Origin of the sequence: Streptomyces marianii, from assembly GCF_005795905.1 — a bacterium.
GTDB classification, from domain to species: Bacteria; Actinomycetota; Actinomycetes; order Streptomycetales; family Streptomycetaceae; genus Streptomyces; species Streptomyces marianii.
In genome coordinates this window covers 7,543,195-7,557,933 of the sequence record NZ_VAWE01000001.1, presented here as the reverse complement: position 1 = coordinate 7,557,933, position 14,739 = coordinate 7,543,195, and the positions used below count along the sequence as shown (strand labels likewise).

Genomic DNA, 14,739 nt, shown 5'->3' with positions numbered 1-14,739 from the left:
CGGCTGCCTGTGCAGACTGGGGTACAGGAGCGGGCGCGAAGGGGCGGCCATGTCGGATGCGGAGTTCACGGCAGACATGCCGGAACCGGAGTTCAGCGCCACGGGTGTGCGGATCGAGCGGTGGCCACGCTCGCTCACGACGGCCGGTCAGGTCCTGGTCGAGGGCGGCAGGCTCGCCCTGCTGACCAGTTACGGACGGGTCATCGACAGCGCGCCCGTGCAGGCGGTCAGGGTGGGCAGGCCCTGGTTCGCGGGAAGCGGCGACAGCGCGGTCGCCACGGTCAACGGCATCCGCTACCGGCTGACGCTGAGCGGCGCGCGACGGGAACTCGGCGACGAGGCGCTGACCGGCCGCCTCCTGGAGGTGCTCCGCAAGGCCGGCAGCGGCTCGGACTGAGCCACCGAACCATCCCCCACCTGCGCCGCGTGTGCGCGGAGTTGCGGAGGTGTCACGCCGGGTTCACTCTTGACTCATCACTCAGGGTTCACCGGCGGTGACACTGTGATCTCGTCCCGCCGGCACATACAGCAGGCAGCAGCCAACTGCTGGATCCGATCCTTCGTCTTCTTCCGGACCTCATTCGGGGAGTCGCAGCCGTGATCAGCGAGGCAAGCAGGCATTGCACGGTGGAGCTCCAGGCTCTTCCGTCGCGGATCGGTCAGGTCCGCAGAATCGTGTCGGCGCAATTGCGCTACTGGCAGCTCGATCGCTTGATCGACCAGGCGGCTCTCGGCGTCACCGAGCTCCTGACCAACGTCCACCGGCACGCACAGCCCGACAAACTGTGCACGGTGGAGATGGAGCTGCTCTTCGACCGGCTCACCGTTTCGGTGCACGATCACGACCCCCGGATACCGATGCTCGGGTCCGCGGGACCGCTCGAGACCACCGGCCGTGGACTCGCGCTGATCGAGGCCGTGAGCGAGAGCTGGGGCGTGCTGCCCAAGGGCGACGCGGGCAAAGTCGTCTGGTTCACGCTCCCCACGGCACTCCCGGCCCCGGCGGCACCGTCGCCGTACGCGGTCACCGCGGTGTTCGGTGCGGCCACCACTCCCTTCCCCGTCGTCGAGGCCGAGCCGCGGGAACATGCCCCGGTGCGGGCGGCCGTGGCGACCTGAACCGACACTCCGGGACTGCTCCGGCCGACGACCGGGCCAGGTCCCGACCGGCCGCCCCGGAGTCCGGGGCGGCCGGTCGGGGTGCGGGCGTCGGACCGGGCCGCCCCTCGCGTGCGGCCCGATCGCTCGTCCCGTACGTCACGGGCGTCACCCCCGGAGGGCGTCCGGGTCGTCGTACGGACTGCGGCGGTGTGCGCACCGCCCGGAGGGTACGGGTACGCCGCGGTCAGGCGTCCGGGATCAGTGTGAGGTAGGCGAGGCCCAGCACGTTCCGGTATCCGCGCAGCCAGCTCGCCCGGTGACGGTCCACCCGCTCGCGGGTGCCGCCGGCGAGCGGGTGTCCCTGGTGGCGGGCGAGCCACTCCTCCACGTCGGCGAGATAGCCCGACTCGAAGTCCTCCCACTCCGATTCGTCCGCGGTCTCGATCGCCTCGACACGGAATCCGGCCGCGGTGGCGGCCTCGGCGACTTCGGCCAGCAGGAGGTGGTCGTCGGCCCGGGCGCCCGGCCACATCGCGGCCAGTTCCTCCGAAGTGGGAAGACGCTGCCAGAAGCCCTCGCCGAAGAGCACGCGCCCGCCCGGGGTGACCAGTGAACGCAGCACGCGGAGCGCGGCGATGGTCGCCGGGAGCGTCCCGGAGGCGCCGGTGCCGCCCGGACCGAGTAGTGCCTGACCGGAGCCCACGCACAGTACGACGTCGGCCGGCCCGTGCGGGGTGCCGGCGGCGGACTCCTCGAGGAACCGGGCGCGTTCGAGGAGCCCGCGTCCCGCGGCGTTGCGGCGGCCGCGGGCCAGGTCGTCACCGTTCAGGTCGACGCCCACGCCCTTGGCGCCGGGCACCGCCTCCAGAAGCCGCAGCATCAACTCGCCCCAGCCGCAGCCGATGTCGAGCACGGTGGCCGGTTCCCGGCGGGAGAGTCGCGCGACGAACCGGTCGGCACGCTCCTCGGACAGCGGCCCGTGGAAGGCGAGGCGGGTCAGGCGGGGCGGGAGATCGTCGTCGGCCATGCCGTGGACCGTACGGCGACCGGCCCGCGGTCGCATCCGAATTCCCTTGGGTCACAGGCGTGTCGGCCGTGGCTGCGGCGGCCGTCCGCGGCGCGACGGCTGCCGACCCGAAGGCCCGGCCGTCGGCCCGTCGCCGGAGCGGGGCAGCCGGGCGGCAGGGCCGCCCCCGACACCCCCGATGCCCCGGACACCCCGACGCCACTGGGTCGCGGACGCTCCCGAGGCCGGTCTCCGGCGTCCCGAACGTCCCGGACGCGACGCCCGGCGGGCGTTCGGGACGGACTCCACGGCCGGGGTTCCCAGACGCCGCACTCCGGCCTCACGGTTCGCGGGCGCTCACGAAACGCGCCTGCGCCGCCGCGCTCAGCGGATCGTCGAGCACCGGCTGCCAGGCCAGTTCCGCAGCGCCCACCAGGCTGTTGTGGTCGAGGGTGCACGGCAGGATGGGCACACTGCCGCTCCGGCCCCACAGGCTGCGGTCGGCGACCACGGCCCGCAGACGTTCCGGATCGGCGTCGAGCAGTTCGCGGTGCAGGCCGCCGAGGATGATGCGGTCGGGGTTGAGGATGTTGACCAGCCCCGCGAGCCCGAGGCCCAGCCGGTCGACGATCTCCTCGGCCGCCGCCCGCACGGCCGGGTCGTCGTACTCCGTGCGCAGCAGGTCCCTGGACTGCTGGAGCAGTGAGACCTCGGGGCCGGGGTCGCGGCCGGCCGCCGTGAGGAACGCGAGCGGGTCGGCCTCCACGTCGAGACAGCCGCGACTGCCGCAATGGCAGGCGCGTCCCTCGGGGTTGACCGTGAGGTGGCCCACTTCCAGGGCCAGGCCCGAGCTGCCGGTGTGCAGTCTTCCGTCGAGGACGAGCGCGCCGCCGACGCCACGGTGCCCGGTGGCGACGCAGAGGAGGTGCTGGGCTCCGCGGCCGGCACCGTGCCGGTGCTCGGCGAGGGCGGCGAGGTTGACGTCGTTGCCGGCGAAGGCGGGTCCCGTGATGCCGGCCGTCTGCACGCAGTCGGCGAAGATGTCACGGACCGGAGCGCCCGCCCGCCAGGCGAGGTGCAGCGGGTTGAGAGCGGTGCCCTCGGGCTCGGCGACGGCGGACGGCACGGCGAGCCCGGCTCCCACACAGCGGCGGCCGGTCTCCTCCAGCAGTTCCGCGCCCGCCTCGACGACCTCGCCGAGCACCTGCGCGGGATCGGCGGAGACCGTGACGCAGCCGGGCGCGGTCGCGACGATCGTGCCGCCGAGTCCGACCAGCGCGGCCCGGAACCCGTCGGCGTGCACCTGGGCGGCGAGGGCGACGGGGCCGTTCTCGTCCACGGCGAGACGGTGGGAGGGACGGCCCTGGGAGCCGGCGGCCGCTCCGGGCCGGGAGTCCACCCGGATGAGACCGAGCGCCTCGAGTTCCGCCGCGACCGCGCCGGCCGTGGCCCTGGTGACGCCCAGCTCGGCGGTCAGCACGGCCCGGGTGGGCGCGCGGCCCGTGTGGACCAGTTCCAGTGCGGGGCCGAGGGCGCCGCGGCCTCGCTCCAGCCGCGTCCGGGTGCTCGTCGCCTTGCCGTTCATGGGCGAAGTCTCCCATGATCCCGCAGACGGGGGGACGCTCCGTCAGGGCCACCGCCGTGCGGGCGGAGGACCGCTCCCCGGGCGAGCACGGACGCGGCTTCCGTAACGCCGGCCCCCGCGCGTGGCCCGGCCGGGCGTGCGCCGGTCCCCCGCCAGCGGGCCCAGCCGGTCGGCGGTTGTGCGGGTGCGGTGGCCCCTATCCCCACTTTATGCCGCTACTAAACAAACCAACCGCGCCGTCCGCCGGGTCCCGGCGGGAACGGCCTCGAAGGAACAGGCCGAGGACCGGCGGCCGGTTGCCGCCTCGGCGCCCGTCTGAGCGGAGCCGTGCCGGAGCGAGCCGAGCCGACGCGGAGCGGATGCCGACGCGGAGGCGGGCGCGACGCGTAGACATCAACCGTGCGGGCCGGGGGCCGGCCGAGAGCCGAGCACGGACCATCTGAGTGCCCGTCCTGGCGCCCGGCTACGCGCTGTCGCTCCGGATCGACCTCGTGCCCGCTACGCCGGCGGCGGGCGGCCGAAGGCCTGACGGGGCGCCCACCAGGGCGGCGGGGATGGGGAGTTGCCCGCCCACCGCCGCCCTGTGACACTTCCCGCATGGGGGAACGCACACAGGCACAGCGGGACGAGATGACCGTCGAGATCGGTTACGCGCTGCTCAGCGCGGCCTTCGCGGCGGCGGTGGTGTTCGGGGCCATCGCGGGACCGAAGCTGGTGTTCGCCATGCCGTACGCCGTCGAGCGCGGGCTGATCCCGGCCGCCGTGGCGGCGGCGGCGCTGGTCTTCCCGCTGCGGGTGGTGACGGTGCTGCGGCGGTTCTCCCGCGAGACCGGCAGGCGGCCGGACCGGTCCGCCCGGCCCGGACCGGGCGGACCCTGATCCGCCCAGGCGTCCCGGCCGGACCTGCCCCGACTCGCAGGCGAGGACGACGAGTCGGCACGGCCGCGGGCCGTCACGCCCGGACCGCGCGACGCTCAGTGATCACCGCACGGCCGGCGATCAGGGCGTGACGGGGGCTCCGTCCGCCCCGTCGCCCCCACCCGCGGCGTCCGTCGCCCGGTCCCGCGGGGCGGGCGGTACGGGGCGGGAGCGGTCCATGGCCTCCAGGGCGCGCCGGGCGATCCCGTGCGTCCGCACGATGCCGGCCAGCGTCGTGGCCCCGCGCGTGATGTCGGAGAACGCCTTCCAGGCCGGACGGAAACCCGTGATCGCCGCGTGCAGGATTCCCGGGCGCCGTTCGAACACCGCGAGCATCCGCCGGCCGACGCCCATCTCCACACCCAGCCCCGCCTTGACGGCGAACGCGTAGTTGAGCGCCTGTCGGCGGGCGTCGACCGCGTCGTTCGCCTCCGCGACCCGCACCGCCCACTCCCCGGCCAGCCGGCCCGAGCGCAGCGCGAAGGAGATGCCCTCCCGGGTCCACGGCTCCAGCAGTCCCGCCGCGTCACCGCAGACCAGCACCCGCCCGCGCGACAGCGGCGAGTCGTCGCTGCGGCAGCGGGTCAGATGCCCGGAGGAGACCGCCGGCTCGAACCCGGCCAGTCCCAGCCGGGCGATGAAGTCCTCCAGATAGCGCTTGGTGGCGGCACCCTCGCCGCGGGCCGAGATCACCCCGACCGTCAGCACGTCGCCCTTCGGGAACACCCAGCCGTAACTCCCCGGCATCGGGCCCCAGTCGATGAGCACCCGGCCCGCCCAGTCCTCCGCGACAGTGGCGGGCACGGGGATCTCGGCCTCCAGGCCCAGATCCACCTGGTCCGTCTTCACCCCGACGTGCGCTCCTATGCGGCTGGCGCTGCCGTCCGCCCCGACCACGGCGCGGGCGAGGACGGTCTCCCCGTCGGCGAGCACGACCGCGACGGTGCGGCGGTCGGGCACGGCCGGTCCGTGCTGCTCGACCCGGGACACGGTGGCACCGGTGCGCAGGACGGCGCCGGCCTTCTCGGCGTACTGCACCAGAGCGGCGTCGAACTCCGGGCGGTTGATGAGCCCGAACAGCATCCGCCGCGAACGCCGGGTACGGGCCAGCCTGCCGTTCATCGAGAAGGTGACCGCGTGCACCCGGTCCTTCAGGGGAAGTTCGAATCCGGGCGGCAGTGCGTCCCTCGAGGGACCGATGATCCCGCCGCCGCAGGTCTTGTAGCGAGGCAGCTCGGCCTTCTCCAGAAGGAGCACCCGTCGGCCGGCCACCGCGGCCGCGTAGGCCGCCGAGGCTCCCGCGGGACCCGCGCCGACCACGACGACGTCCCACACCGGCTCGTCCCGTCCGTTGACGGCATCTGCGTTCTCGCTGCTCACGATGTGCTTCTGCTCCCGATCCGTCGCTCGGCCCAAGGTCTCCACGGCATCCTACGGCGCGGCCACCGCCCGTCACGCTGTGGGAGGATCGCCGTACCTTCGCACTACACACAACGTCGCACCCACAAGGAGCGTGCCCATGACCGCGAATCCGATCGCCGAGACCGTCGCGTCCCTGATGCCCCGCGCGAAGGCGGAGCTCGCGGAACTGGTGGCGTTCGAATCGGTGGCGGACCCGGCGGTGGCCCCCAGGAGCGAGTGCGAGGCCGCCGCGAACTGGGTCGCGGAAGCGCTGCGAGCCGAGGGCTTCCAGGACGTGGCGCTGCTCGACACCCCCGACGGCTCGCAGTCCGTGTACGGCTTCCTGCCCGGCCCCGAGAACGCCCCCACGGTGCTGCTGTACGCGCACTACGACGTGCAGCCGAAGCTCGACGAATCGGCGTGGGTGACGCCCCCGTTCGAGCTGACGGAGCGCGACGGCCGCTGGTACGGGCGCGGCGCCGCCGACTGCAAGGGCGGCTTCATCATGCACCTGCTCGCGCTGCGCGCCCTCAGGGCGAACGGCGGGGTACCCGTCACCGTCAAGATGATCGTCGAGGGCTCCGAGGAGCAGGGCACCGGCGGCCTCGAGCGGTACGCCGAGGCCCATCCGGACCTGCTAGCCGCCGACACGATCGTCATCGGCGACGCCGGCAACTTCCGGGTGGGACTGCCCACCGTCACCGCGACGCTGCGCGGCATGACGATGATCCGGGTCACGATCGACACCCTGGCGGGCAATCTGCACTCCGGGCAGTTCGGCGGCGCCGCCCCCGACGCCCTGGCGGCGCTGATCCGCGTTCTGGACTCGCTCCGCGCCGAGGACGGCTCGACGGTGATCGAGGGGCTCGACGCCGACACCGCCTGGGAAGGACTCCAGTACCCGGACGCCGACTTCCGCGAGGACGCCAAGGTCCTCGCCGGTGTGGACCTGATCGGCAACGGCACGGTCGCCGACCGGATCTGGGCGCGCCCGGCCGTCACGGTGATCGGCATCGACTGCTCCCCCGTCGCGGGGGCCACCCCCTCGGTGCCGGCGAGCGCCCGCGCGCAGATCAGTCTGCGGGTCCCGCCCGGCCAGGACGCCGCCGAGGCGACGAAGCTGCTGTTCGCCCACATCGAGAAGCACACGCCCTGGAACGCCCGGGTGAGCGTCGAGCAGGTCGGCCAGGGCCAGCCGTTCCTCGCCGACGTGCGGAGCCCGGCGTACACGGCGATGGCCGAGGCCATGCGGATCGCCTACCCGGGCCAGGAGATGCAGGCCGCCGGCATGGGCGGCTCGATCCCGCTGTGCAACACACTCGCCGGGCTGTACCCGTCGGCGGAGATCCTGCTGATCGGGCTGAGCGAGCCGGATGCCCGGATCCACGCCGTCAACGAGAGTGTCTCGCCCGAGGAGTTGGAGCGGCTCTCCGTCGCCGAGGCGCACTTCCTGGTCAACTACGCGCGTTCGCACCGGGCTTGACGGGAACGACCGGCGACATCGTGGTCCACGCTCTCGGCGAAGTTCGCCGAGAGCGTGGATCCGGGTGGCGGTGGACCGTCACCGCGTACGTTCGCCGCATGGACGTCATCGAGGTACTGCCGCAACTGCACATGTTCCGCTTCCGCATCGGTCAGGCCTTCCTGTGGCGCGACGGGGACGAGCTCACCCTGATCGACGCCGGGGACGTGACCGCCGCACCGGACGTCGAACGGGCGATCCGCTCGCTCGGCGCCGATCCGGCGGGGCTGCGCCGGATCGTGCTGACGCACTGCCATCGGGACCACATCGGCGCCGCGGAAGAACTCGCCGGCCGGTTCGGAGCCGAGGTGCTGGCCCACCGGCTGGACGCTCCGGTGGTCCGCGGCACGGCGCCGGTGCCCGAACCGGTGCTGCTGGACTGGGAACGCCCGCTGTACGAGCACGCCCTCACGGTCCCGGTGGCGCCGCCGGTGCGGGTGGACCGGGAACTGGACGACGGCGACGAGCTGGACTTCGGCGGCGGGGCCCGGGTGGTGCACGTCCCGGGCCACACCGAGGGCTCGGTGGCGGTCCATCTGCCGCGCCACGGCGTCCTGTTCACCGGGGACGCGGTCGCGGGAGTCGGCCGGGTCATGCCGGGCGTCTTCAACGTGGACCGGGAGCGGGCGGTGGACTCGGTGCGGCGGCTGGCGTCCCTGGCGCCGTCCACGGTGTGCTTCGGGCACGGCGACCCGCTCACGGAGGACGCGGCCGCCGTCCTGAGCGGCGCGGTCGAGGTCACGCCGTGACGCGACGCGGGACGGTGCCGGCCGGCGTCGGCACGGGCCGTTTCCGGGCGTGAGCCTGCCCGCTCACGTGCCGTGAGCCGGGCCGCCCGGTGGACGTGCGTCGTGCCGGCCGACCGGCTCGACGCACCGGACGGCGCCGGACGCTCGCGCCTCGTACTCGTCAGACGGGCACGCCTGCCTCCAGGTTCAGCACCGTGCCGCGTTCCCGGGCCCGCAGAGCCCAGCGCAGCCGCTCGTAGCGGACCGGGGGCAGCATCCCCGCGGCCTCCTCCTCCGACGCGAAGCGCCAGTCCCTCAGTTCGGCCCCGGGCAGGCTGACCCGCTCGGCCGCGTCGTCGCCGGTGAGCCGCCCTCCGTCGAAGAGCAGCCGGAGCCCTCCGTACCCGGGTGGCCGGGGCGGCTCCCAGTCGACGACGAGCAGCCGCGGCACGGCGCCGAGCTCGATCCCTATCTCCTCGGCGACCTCCCGGATCCCCGCGCGTGCCGGGGCCTCGCCCGCCTCGACGACCCCGCCGGGGAACTCCCAGCCGGGTTTGTAGGTGGGGTCGACGAGGAGCACCCGGTCCTGTTCGTCGAAGAGCAGGACTCCGGCGGCGAGGGTCTCGGCCGTGGGTTCCGCCGTCTGCACGATGTCGCTGACCCCGGCCGCGCCGGAGCGTACGGCCTCGGCGACCGTCGCCGCGGTCTCCCTCGGCGTGAGGCACGAGTTGTCGACGGCGTGGGCGTCGGCGCTCAGCCAGCCGACGGCGGCGCGGTAGCGCTCGATGTGGTCGTACGCGTCGTCCTCCCCCGGGCGTTCCCCGGGAGCGCACGGCTCCTCGCGGGCGGCGATCCGCGAGCGCAGGATCGTTTCGTCCGGGCGGAGCAGCACATGCCGGACCGGGATCCGGCGCGCGGCGAGACCGCCGAAGATCTCGTCGCGGTACTCCTGCCGCAGCAGGGTCATCGGAACCACCAGCACCCCGCCGACCTCGGCGAGCAGCGCGGCCGCGGTGTCCACGACCAGCCGGCGCCAGATGGGCAGGTCCTGGTGGTCCGTCACTTCGGCGAGTCGTTTCTGCGGCAGCAGGGCCCGCATCGCCACGCCGATCACCTCGGGGTCGTACAACGTGCTGTTCGGGATCAGATCGATCAGCTCGCGAGCAGTGGTCGTCTTGCCCGCGCTGAACGCACCGTTGATCCAGACGATCACGGTTCCCCCTCCTCCGTAGCCCCCTGTGGACTGCCCGCAACACCCTGCCACGGAAACGTCACTCCGGAGGCGTCGCGCCCGCCGCGCGGGCCCGGGCCGTAACACATCCGGACGGAGCTTCGTTGGGGATCGCGGACGAGCAAGGGGGTGCGGGATGCGCCGAACGGTGCTGGAGACGTTTCCCGCCGGTGGCCCGCGAGGGAGCCGGCCGGCAGAGGAGTTCGCACGGGCGCGCCGGGACGAGGGCGTCCCGGCGGAGGTGGTCATGGATCTGGACACGGACGCGTTCCTCGTCGTGATCCCGCGGCAGGGGGCCGAGTCCCGCTGAGCCCGTCGCCCGCGCCCGGGGTCACAGGGCCCAGTACGGCCCCGAGACGACGCGGTGGAGCAGTCGCACCGACGCCCCGTCCGGTGTGGTCGCCCGGACCTCGAACCGCAGATGGCGGCCCTTGGGCACGTCCGCGGCGCACTGGAACTGGTGGCCGCCGGGTCCCTTTCCGGTGACGGTGAGGTACGCGGACGGGTTTCGGCCCGCGGTGTCGGTCAGGTAGAACCGGCCCTCTATGCGCGCCTCCTTGTGGGTGTCGTCGGCGAACAGCAGATGGACCAGGGTCGAGTGGCGCCGGGGCCCCGAGTGCAGGACGGCGTCCGTGAAGGCCAGGCCCGTCCAGACACCGGAACGGAGCGCGACGTCCACGGAGTTGGACTCGTTCAGCATGGACGGCATGTCGGGGGCCTCCTGGGGCGGGCTCTGTCCGGTCGCGCGGGCGACGATTCCGGGGAAGACGACGTTCTCGAACTGGCGCACCCGGGCGTCCCCCGGGCAGGCGGTGCCGGACACCGCCCAGGCGGAGTGCAGACGGTGGTAGCCGTAGCCGGGGTCGTCGTGGCTGCGGCAGACACGGAGCGGGATGTCGTGCCGCTGATGCAGCCACACCCCGAGCCGGACCAGCTGCTCGACCTGAGCATCGGTCCACGGGTCCGACGACTTGGTGTTCGACGCGGTCTCGATGCTGACGGCCCCGGTTCCGTCCGGGCGCCGGTTCGCGCCGGCATTGGCGTCGGCGCGGGTCTCGGTGCCGATGTACTGGCCCAGGTCACCCTCGTAGCCGAGACCGAAATGGGACTCGAGGTTGGTGGACTTCCAGTACTCGTAGAGCCGTCGGGCGGTCCACGGCGCGGCGATGCTGTGCAGGATGAACTGGGTGGGCCGGATGGCCGGCTGACCGTCCGACTCGGGCTGTAGCTCGTACTTGGTGGCGCCTGGGTACCAGGCCATGCGCGCACCCCCTTCTGTCGTGCCCATGACCCTGATGCCGCAGGTCGGGGTCCGGGAAACCCCCGCACGGGGCATTTCGGCGCGGCGCGGGGGCGTATCCGCGCTCAAGCGGCGCCCGCTGCTCCACCACGTGCCGCGGTGACCGTGCGCGCCTTCGCGTGAGCACGGGAGGACGTCCGGACGCCTCACCTCCACGCCGAACGAAACGCCGAAGGGCGCCGGCGCGGTGATCGCCGCCCAGCCGGCCACGGCGTCGGCGTTTCGTGCGGCTCCGGACGCCGACCGGCCCTTCTCTCGGGAGGCGGCTGAACACCGGCCGGCGGGTCACTCCACCGGCGGACGCCTCTGGCGGGCCTGCGCGACGCCCGTCCTCGCCACTCCCGGCGAGGGCCCGACACGCCGGTGATCGCGTTCCCTCGGTCGGAGCAGCGGGCGACGTCCTATGGGTCTGTTCAGGGAGCTATCCGGTGATTTACATGCATATCGTCGGCGTGTTGACGCCTCATCGGATGGGGGCGTCCGAAGTGAGCTCGGAGATCATATGCGTGCAGCAGCAATCGCTCTTGCCCTCGCGGCCTCGATCGCCACAGCCGCGCCGGCGGCCGCCGTCGGCATGGAAGACGGAGGCAACGAGAACGGCGGCGGCAGCAAGAGTCTGGCCGTTACGGGTCTGACCAGCGACCAGAGGCTCGTGCAGTTCCGTGCCAACCGTCCGCAGGACGTCAAGGAGATCGGCGCGGTCACCGGACTGCAGGAGGACACGACGCTGGTCGGCATCGACTACCGGGCGCAGGACGGCCAGCTGTACGGCGTCGGCAACGCCGGCGGCGTGTACACCATCGATGAGCAGACCGCAGCGGCCACCCTGCTCCACCGGCTGGAGGCCCCGCTGGAGGGCACCCACTTCGGCGTGGACTTCAGCGCCTCCGCCAACCGGCTGCGGATCGTCAGCAACACCGGCCAGAACCTCCGCCACCACGTCGAGGACGGCAACACCGAGGTGGACACCGACCTCACGCTCCTCGGGGTGGCCGGCGCGGCCTACACGAACAACGACATGGCCCCGGCCACCGACACCACGCTGTTCGTCATCGACGCGAACGGCGACCAGATCGGCGTCGTGTCCCCGGCGAACACCGGCGTCCTCGAGTCCACCGGTGATCTGGGGGTGGACGCCGGCCTTCCGGCCGGATTCGACATCTACTCCTCGGCCGAGGCCACGAACCAGGGCTTCGCCTCGCTCCATACCAACGGCGGCACCACCGGCTTCTACCGGGTCGATCTGCTGACCGGTGAGGCCACGAGGGTCGGCCAGGCGTTCCCGGTCCAGGTGGTCGACATCGCGGTGCCCCTGACCCAGGACCAGGGCGACGGCAACTGATCCGGCACGACCCGGGCACATGCCGCGGCGCTGTACCGGAGCGTTCCTCCGGCACAGAACCGCGGCATGCCCGCCGGACCGGTGCGTCACCGGATGACGCATCCCCGGTACCGGACGCCGCCTCGCACGCCTCACCGCCGGGCAGCGCGGCATGCCCGCCGGACTCCCGGAGCCACCTCGCCGCCGTACGGCGGTGGTTCACACCCGGCGGCGGTGGGCCTCCGCCGGAACGTGGTTCGCCCGGGGACCGCGGTGCCTGGGACGCGGGCGCCGAACCCCCCGGCCCGCGGACCGCGGTTCGGCGCAGGGGCGGAGTTCGCCCGCCGGAGCGCCCGGCTCCCGCACCAGGCGTCGTCGCCGCCCCGGTCCTCAGCCCGCCGCCGTCGCCTCCGCCTGGCCGCGCGGGCCGGGCCAGACCGCGGCGGCAGCACCGAGGAGACCGGCGTCGGTGCCCGTCAGGGCCGGCGCCACGACGAGGTCCTTGACGAAGGAGAGGGTGGCGTAGTCGCGCAGCGCGCTGCGAAGGGGGGTGAAGAGAACCTCTCCCGCGCCCGCCACTCCCCCGCCCACCACGGCGATACCGATCTCGACGAGTGTGGCGGTGGCGGCGATTCCGGCGGCCAGGGCCTGAGCGGCCCGCTCGAAGGAGGCGATCGCGACCGGATCGCCCGCGGCGGCGGACGCGGCGACGGCGGCCGCCGAGGAGTCCCCGTCCGGGCCGGGACGCCAGCCGCCCTCGAGGGCCCGGCGGGCGATGTTCGGGCCGCTCGCGATCCGTTCCACACAGCCGCGCGCCCCGCACGGGCAGAGGTCGCCGTCGAGGTCCACGCTGATGTGGCCGATGTGACCGGCGTTCCCGGTCGGCCCCGGGTACAGCCTGCCGCCGAGCACGAGGCCGCCGCCGACGCCGGTGGAGACCACCATGCACAGGGCGTTGTCGTATCCGCGGGCCGCGCCCTGCCAGTGCTCGGCCGCGGTCATGGCGACACCGTCGCCGACCAGTTCCACCGGCAGCCCGCCGGTGGCCGCACGCACCCGGTCCACCAGCGGAAACCCTCGCCAGCCGGGGACGTTGACCGGGCTGACCGTGCCCGCTGACGCGTTCACCGGACCCGCGCTGCCGATGCCCACCGCGTTGACGTGCAGCCAGATCGGCGAGGCGCAGAGCTCGCCCAGTACCGACGCGACCGCACACATCACCGTCTCGCCGTCCTCGCGCGCCGGCGTCGGACGCTGCGCCCGTAGGAGGATCCGGCCGCTGCCGTCCACCAGCGCGCCGGCGATCTTGGTACCGCCGATGTCGAGCGCGGCGACGAGGTCGTTATGCATCGGTGTGCGATCTCCCGGGGACGGACCAGCTGCTTCTCCGACCAGTCTCCATTCCCCTGACAACGTTGTCCAGGGCCTATGCTCGACGCCACACCCTCGCACAGCCCCGAACCGGGCGCACGCGGTATCCGCCAGGTGCCCGGACGGGCACTCCCGACGACGACAGGACAGCGACATCGTGGCCGAGTTCGCCCGCCGCACCGACACCCGTTACGGCAACCGGCCCACCATGAAGGACGTGGCCGCGCGAGCCGGAGTCGGGCTGAAGACGGTCTCGCGCGTGGTGAACGGCGAGCCGGGCGTCACCCCGGACACCGAACGCCGGGTGCAGGAGGCCATCGAGGCACTGGGATTCCGTCGCAACGACAGCGCGCGCGTGCTGCGCAAGGGCCGTACCGCTTCGATCGGGCTGGTCTTGGAGGATCTGGCCGACCCGTTCTACGGGCCGTTGAGCCGGGCCGTGGAGGAGGTCGCCCGGGCGCACGGGGCACTGCTGATCAACGGCTCCAGCGCGGAGGACCCCGACCGGGAACAGGAGTTGGTACTCGCACTGTGCGCCCGCCGGGTGGACGGTCTGATCGTCATCCCCGCGGGTCACGACCACCGCTACCTTGAGCCCGAGATCAAGGCGGGCGTGGCGACGGTGTTCGTGGACCGGCCCGCCGGCCGGATCGACGCGGACGTCGTGCTCTCCGACAGCTTCGGCGGCGCCCGGGACGGCGTCGCGCACCTGATCGCGCACGGGCACCGGAGGATCGGGTTCATCGGCGACCAGCCGCGTATCCACACCGCCGTGGAACGGCTGCGGGGCTACCGGGCGGCGATGGAGGACGCCGGGCTGCCGGTGGACGAGCGTTGGGTGTCCCTGGGCTCGACGGATCCCGCGCGGGTGACCGCGGCGACGGAGGAGATGCTCTCCGGCCCCGAGCCGGTCACCGCCCTGTTCGCGGGCAACAACCGGGTGACGGTGACGGCGGTGCGGCTGCTGGCGGGCCGGGAGACCCCGGTCGCCCTCGTCGGCTTCGACGACATCGAACTGGCCGATCTGCTGGGCATCACGGTGATCGCCCAGGACGCCGCCGCGCTCGGCCGTACCGCCGCCGAGCGGCTGTTCCGCCGACTGGACGGGGTGTCCGAGGCACCGGCGCGCGTGCAGCTGACGACCGAACTCCTGGCCCGGGGCTCGGGCGAGGTGCCACCGCCCGGCGTCTGACGGTCCGTCCGGTCGGCCCGGCCACGCCGGCCCTTGCCGCACCGGTCGCGACCGGTGCGGCGG

At 73.5% G+C, this 14,739-nt stretch carries 14 protein-coding genes; 8 read left to right on the top strand and 6 right to left on the bottom strand.

Going from position 1 to position 14,739, the window contains the following annotated elements:
- Window positions 1–49 precede the first annotated feature (49 nt).
- A complete protein-coding gene (locus FEF34_RS34240) occupies window positions 50–397 on the top strand; it encodes a hypothetical protein (protein WP_138056628.1) in 348 nt (115 codons plus the stop codon).
- 200 nt (window positions 398–597) lie between these two features.
- Window positions 598–1,119: an ATP-binding protein gene (locus tag FEF34_RS34235; protein ID WP_138056627.1), complete on the top strand. Its 522-nt coding sequence runs from the start codon at window positions 598–600 to the stop codon at window positions 1,117–1,119.
- A gap of 226 nt (window positions 1,120–1,345) precedes the next feature.
- Here the strand turns inward: FEF34_RS34235 and FEF34_RS34230 are convergent, their stop codons facing one another.
- Together FEF34_RS34230 and FEF34_RS34225 are read right to left on the bottom strand one after the other, a co-directional pair.
- Window positions 1,346–2,164, bottom strand: a complete 819-nt coding sequence (locus FEF34_RS34230; protein WP_138056626.1) for an SAM-dependent methyltransferase — start codon at window positions 2,162–2,164, stop codon at window positions 1,346–1,348.
- A gap of 283 nt (window positions 2,165–2,447) precedes the next feature.
- Window positions 2,448–3,692: an ROK family protein gene (locus FEF34_RS34225; protein ID WP_138056625.1), complete on the bottom strand. Its 1,245-nt coding sequence runs from the start codon at window positions 3,690–3,692 to the stop codon at window positions 2,448–2,450.
- 597 nt (window positions 3,693–4,289) lie between these two features.
- Between FEF34_RS34225 and FEF34_RS34220 the strand changes: the two genes are divergently transcribed.
- Complete coding sequence (locus FEF34_RS34220) at window positions 4,290–4,571, top strand: DUF6332 family protein (protein ID WP_138056624.1); 282 nt, start codon at window positions 4,290–4,292, stop codon at window positions 4,569–4,571.
- Between the two features lie 120 nt (window positions 4,572–4,691).
- On the opposite strand, the gene FEF34_RS34215 is transcribed toward FEF34_RS34220, so the two are convergent.
- Window positions 4,692–5,990 (bottom strand): geranylgeranyl reductase family protein, encoded by a 1,299-nt coding sequence (locus tag FEF34_RS34215; protein WP_234042655.1) that lies wholly within the window; start codon window positions 5,988–5,990, stop codon window positions 4,692–4,694.
- Between the two features lie 139 nt (window positions 5,991–6,129).
- Here FEF34_RS34215 and FEF34_RS34210 point away from each other — a divergent pair, with 139 nt between their 5' ends.
- A complete protein-coding gene (locus FEF34_RS34210) occupies window positions 6,130–7,494 on the top strand; it encodes a dipeptidase (protein WP_138056622.1) in 1,365 nt (454 codons plus the stop codon).
- A gap of 98 nt (window positions 7,495–7,592) precedes the next feature.
- Window positions 7,593–8,282 carry an MBL fold metallo-hydrolase gene (locus FEF34_RS34205; protein ID WP_138056621.1) on the top strand — a complete coding sequence of 230 codons (690 nt, stop codon included), beginning with the start codon at window positions 7,593–7,595 and terminating at the stop codon, window positions 8,280–8,282.
- A gap of 160 nt (window positions 8,283–8,442) precedes the next feature.
- Here FEF34_RS34205 and FEF34_RS34200 read toward each other — a convergent pair whose 3' ends face one another.
- The gene (locus tag FEF34_RS34200) at window positions 8,443–9,474 is read right to left on the bottom strand and encodes an NUDIX hydrolase (RefSeq protein WP_138056620.1); all 1,032 of its coding nucleotides are present in this window, start codon (window positions 9,472–9,474) and stop codon (window positions 8,443–8,445) included.
- 154 nt (window positions 9,475–9,628) lie between these two features.
- Here FEF34_RS34200 and FEF34_RS41630 point away from each other — a divergent pair, with 154 nt between their 5' ends.
- A complete protein-coding gene (locus FEF34_RS41630) occupies window positions 9,629–9,802 on the top strand; it encodes a hypothetical protein (RefSeq protein ID WP_171053200.1) in 174 nt (57 codons plus the stop codon).
- Between the two features lie 21 nt (window positions 9,803–9,823).
- Here FEF34_RS41630 and FEF34_RS34195 read toward each other — a convergent pair whose 3' ends face one another.
- Window positions 9,824–10,753 (bottom strand): peptidoglycan recognition protein family protein, encoded by a 930-nt coding sequence (locus FEF34_RS34195; protein ID WP_138056619.1) that lies wholly within the window; start codon window positions 10,751–10,753, stop codon window positions 9,824–9,826.
- 541 nt (window positions 10,754–11,294) lie between these two features.
- Between FEF34_RS34195 and FEF34_RS34190 the strand changes: the two genes are divergently transcribed.
- A complete protein-coding gene (locus FEF34_RS34190; protein ID WP_138056618.1) occupies window positions 11,295–12,134 on the top strand; it encodes a DUF4394 domain-containing protein in 840 nt (279 codons plus the stop codon).
- A 369-nt stretch (window positions 12,135–12,503) separates the two neighbouring features.
- Here FEF34_RS34190 and FEF34_RS34185 read toward each other — a convergent pair whose 3' ends face one another.
- Window positions 12,504–13,463, bottom strand: a complete 960-nt coding sequence (locus FEF34_RS34185) for an ROK family protein (protein ID WP_138056617.1) — start codon at window positions 13,461–13,463, stop codon at window positions 12,504–12,506.
- Window positions 13,464–13,692: 229 nt separating this feature from the next.
- Here FEF34_RS34185 and FEF34_RS34180 point away from each other — a divergent pair, with 229 nt between their 5' ends.
- The gene (locus FEF34_RS34180) at window positions 13,693–14,676 is read left to right on the top strand and encodes a LacI family DNA-binding transcriptional regulator (protein WP_171053352.1); all 984 of its coding nucleotides are present in this window, start codon (window positions 13,693–13,695) and stop codon (window positions 14,674–14,676) included.
- Window positions 14,677–14,739: the final 63 nt, after the last annotated feature.

Bases quoted from the DNA above. Each gene is read 5' to 3' on its own strand.
- FEF34_RS34240 (WP_138056628.1), top strand. From the start codon at position 50: ATGTCGGATGCGGAGTTCACGGCAGACATGCCGGAACCGGAGTTCAGC.
- FEF34_RS34230 (WP_138056626.1), bottom strand. From the start codon at position 2,164: ATGCGACCGCGGGCCGGTCGCCGTACGGTCCACGGCATGGCCGACGAC.
- FEF34_RS34225 (WP_138056625.1), bottom strand. From the start codon at position 3,692: ATGAACGGCAAGGCGACGAGCACCCGGACGCGGCTGGAGCGAGGCCGC.
- FEF34_RS34220 (WP_138056624.1), top strand. From the start codon at position 4,290: ATGGGGGAACGCACACAGGCACAGCGGGACGAGATGACCGTCGAGATC.
- FEF34_RS34210 (WP_138056622.1), top strand. From the start codon at position 6,130: ATGACCGCGAATCCGATCGCCGAGACCGTCGCGTCCCTGATGCCCCGC.
- FEF34_RS34205 (WP_138056621.1), top strand. From the start codon at position 7,593: ATGGACGTCATCGAGGTACTGCCGCAACTGCACATGTTCCGCTTCCGC.
- FEF34_RS41630 (WP_171053200.1), top strand. From the start codon at position 9,629: ATGCGCCGAACGGTGCTGGAGACGTTTCCCGCCGGTGGCCCGCGAGGG.
- FEF34_RS34195 (WP_138056619.1), bottom strand. From the start codon at position 10,753: ATGGCCTGGTACCCAGGCGCCACCAAGTACGAGCTACAGCCCGAGTCG.
- FEF34_RS34190 (WP_138056618.1), top strand. From the start codon at position 11,295: ATGCGTGCAGCAGCAATCGCTCTTGCCCTCGCGGCCTCGATCGCCACA.
- FEF34_RS34185 (WP_138056617.1), bottom strand. From the start codon at position 13,463: ATGCATAACGACCTCGTCGCCGCGCTCGACATCGGCGGTACCAAGATC.
- FEF34_RS34180 (WP_171053352.1), top strand. From the start codon at position 13,693: ATGAAGGACGTGGCCGCGCGAGCCGGAGTCGGGCTGAAGACGGTCTCG.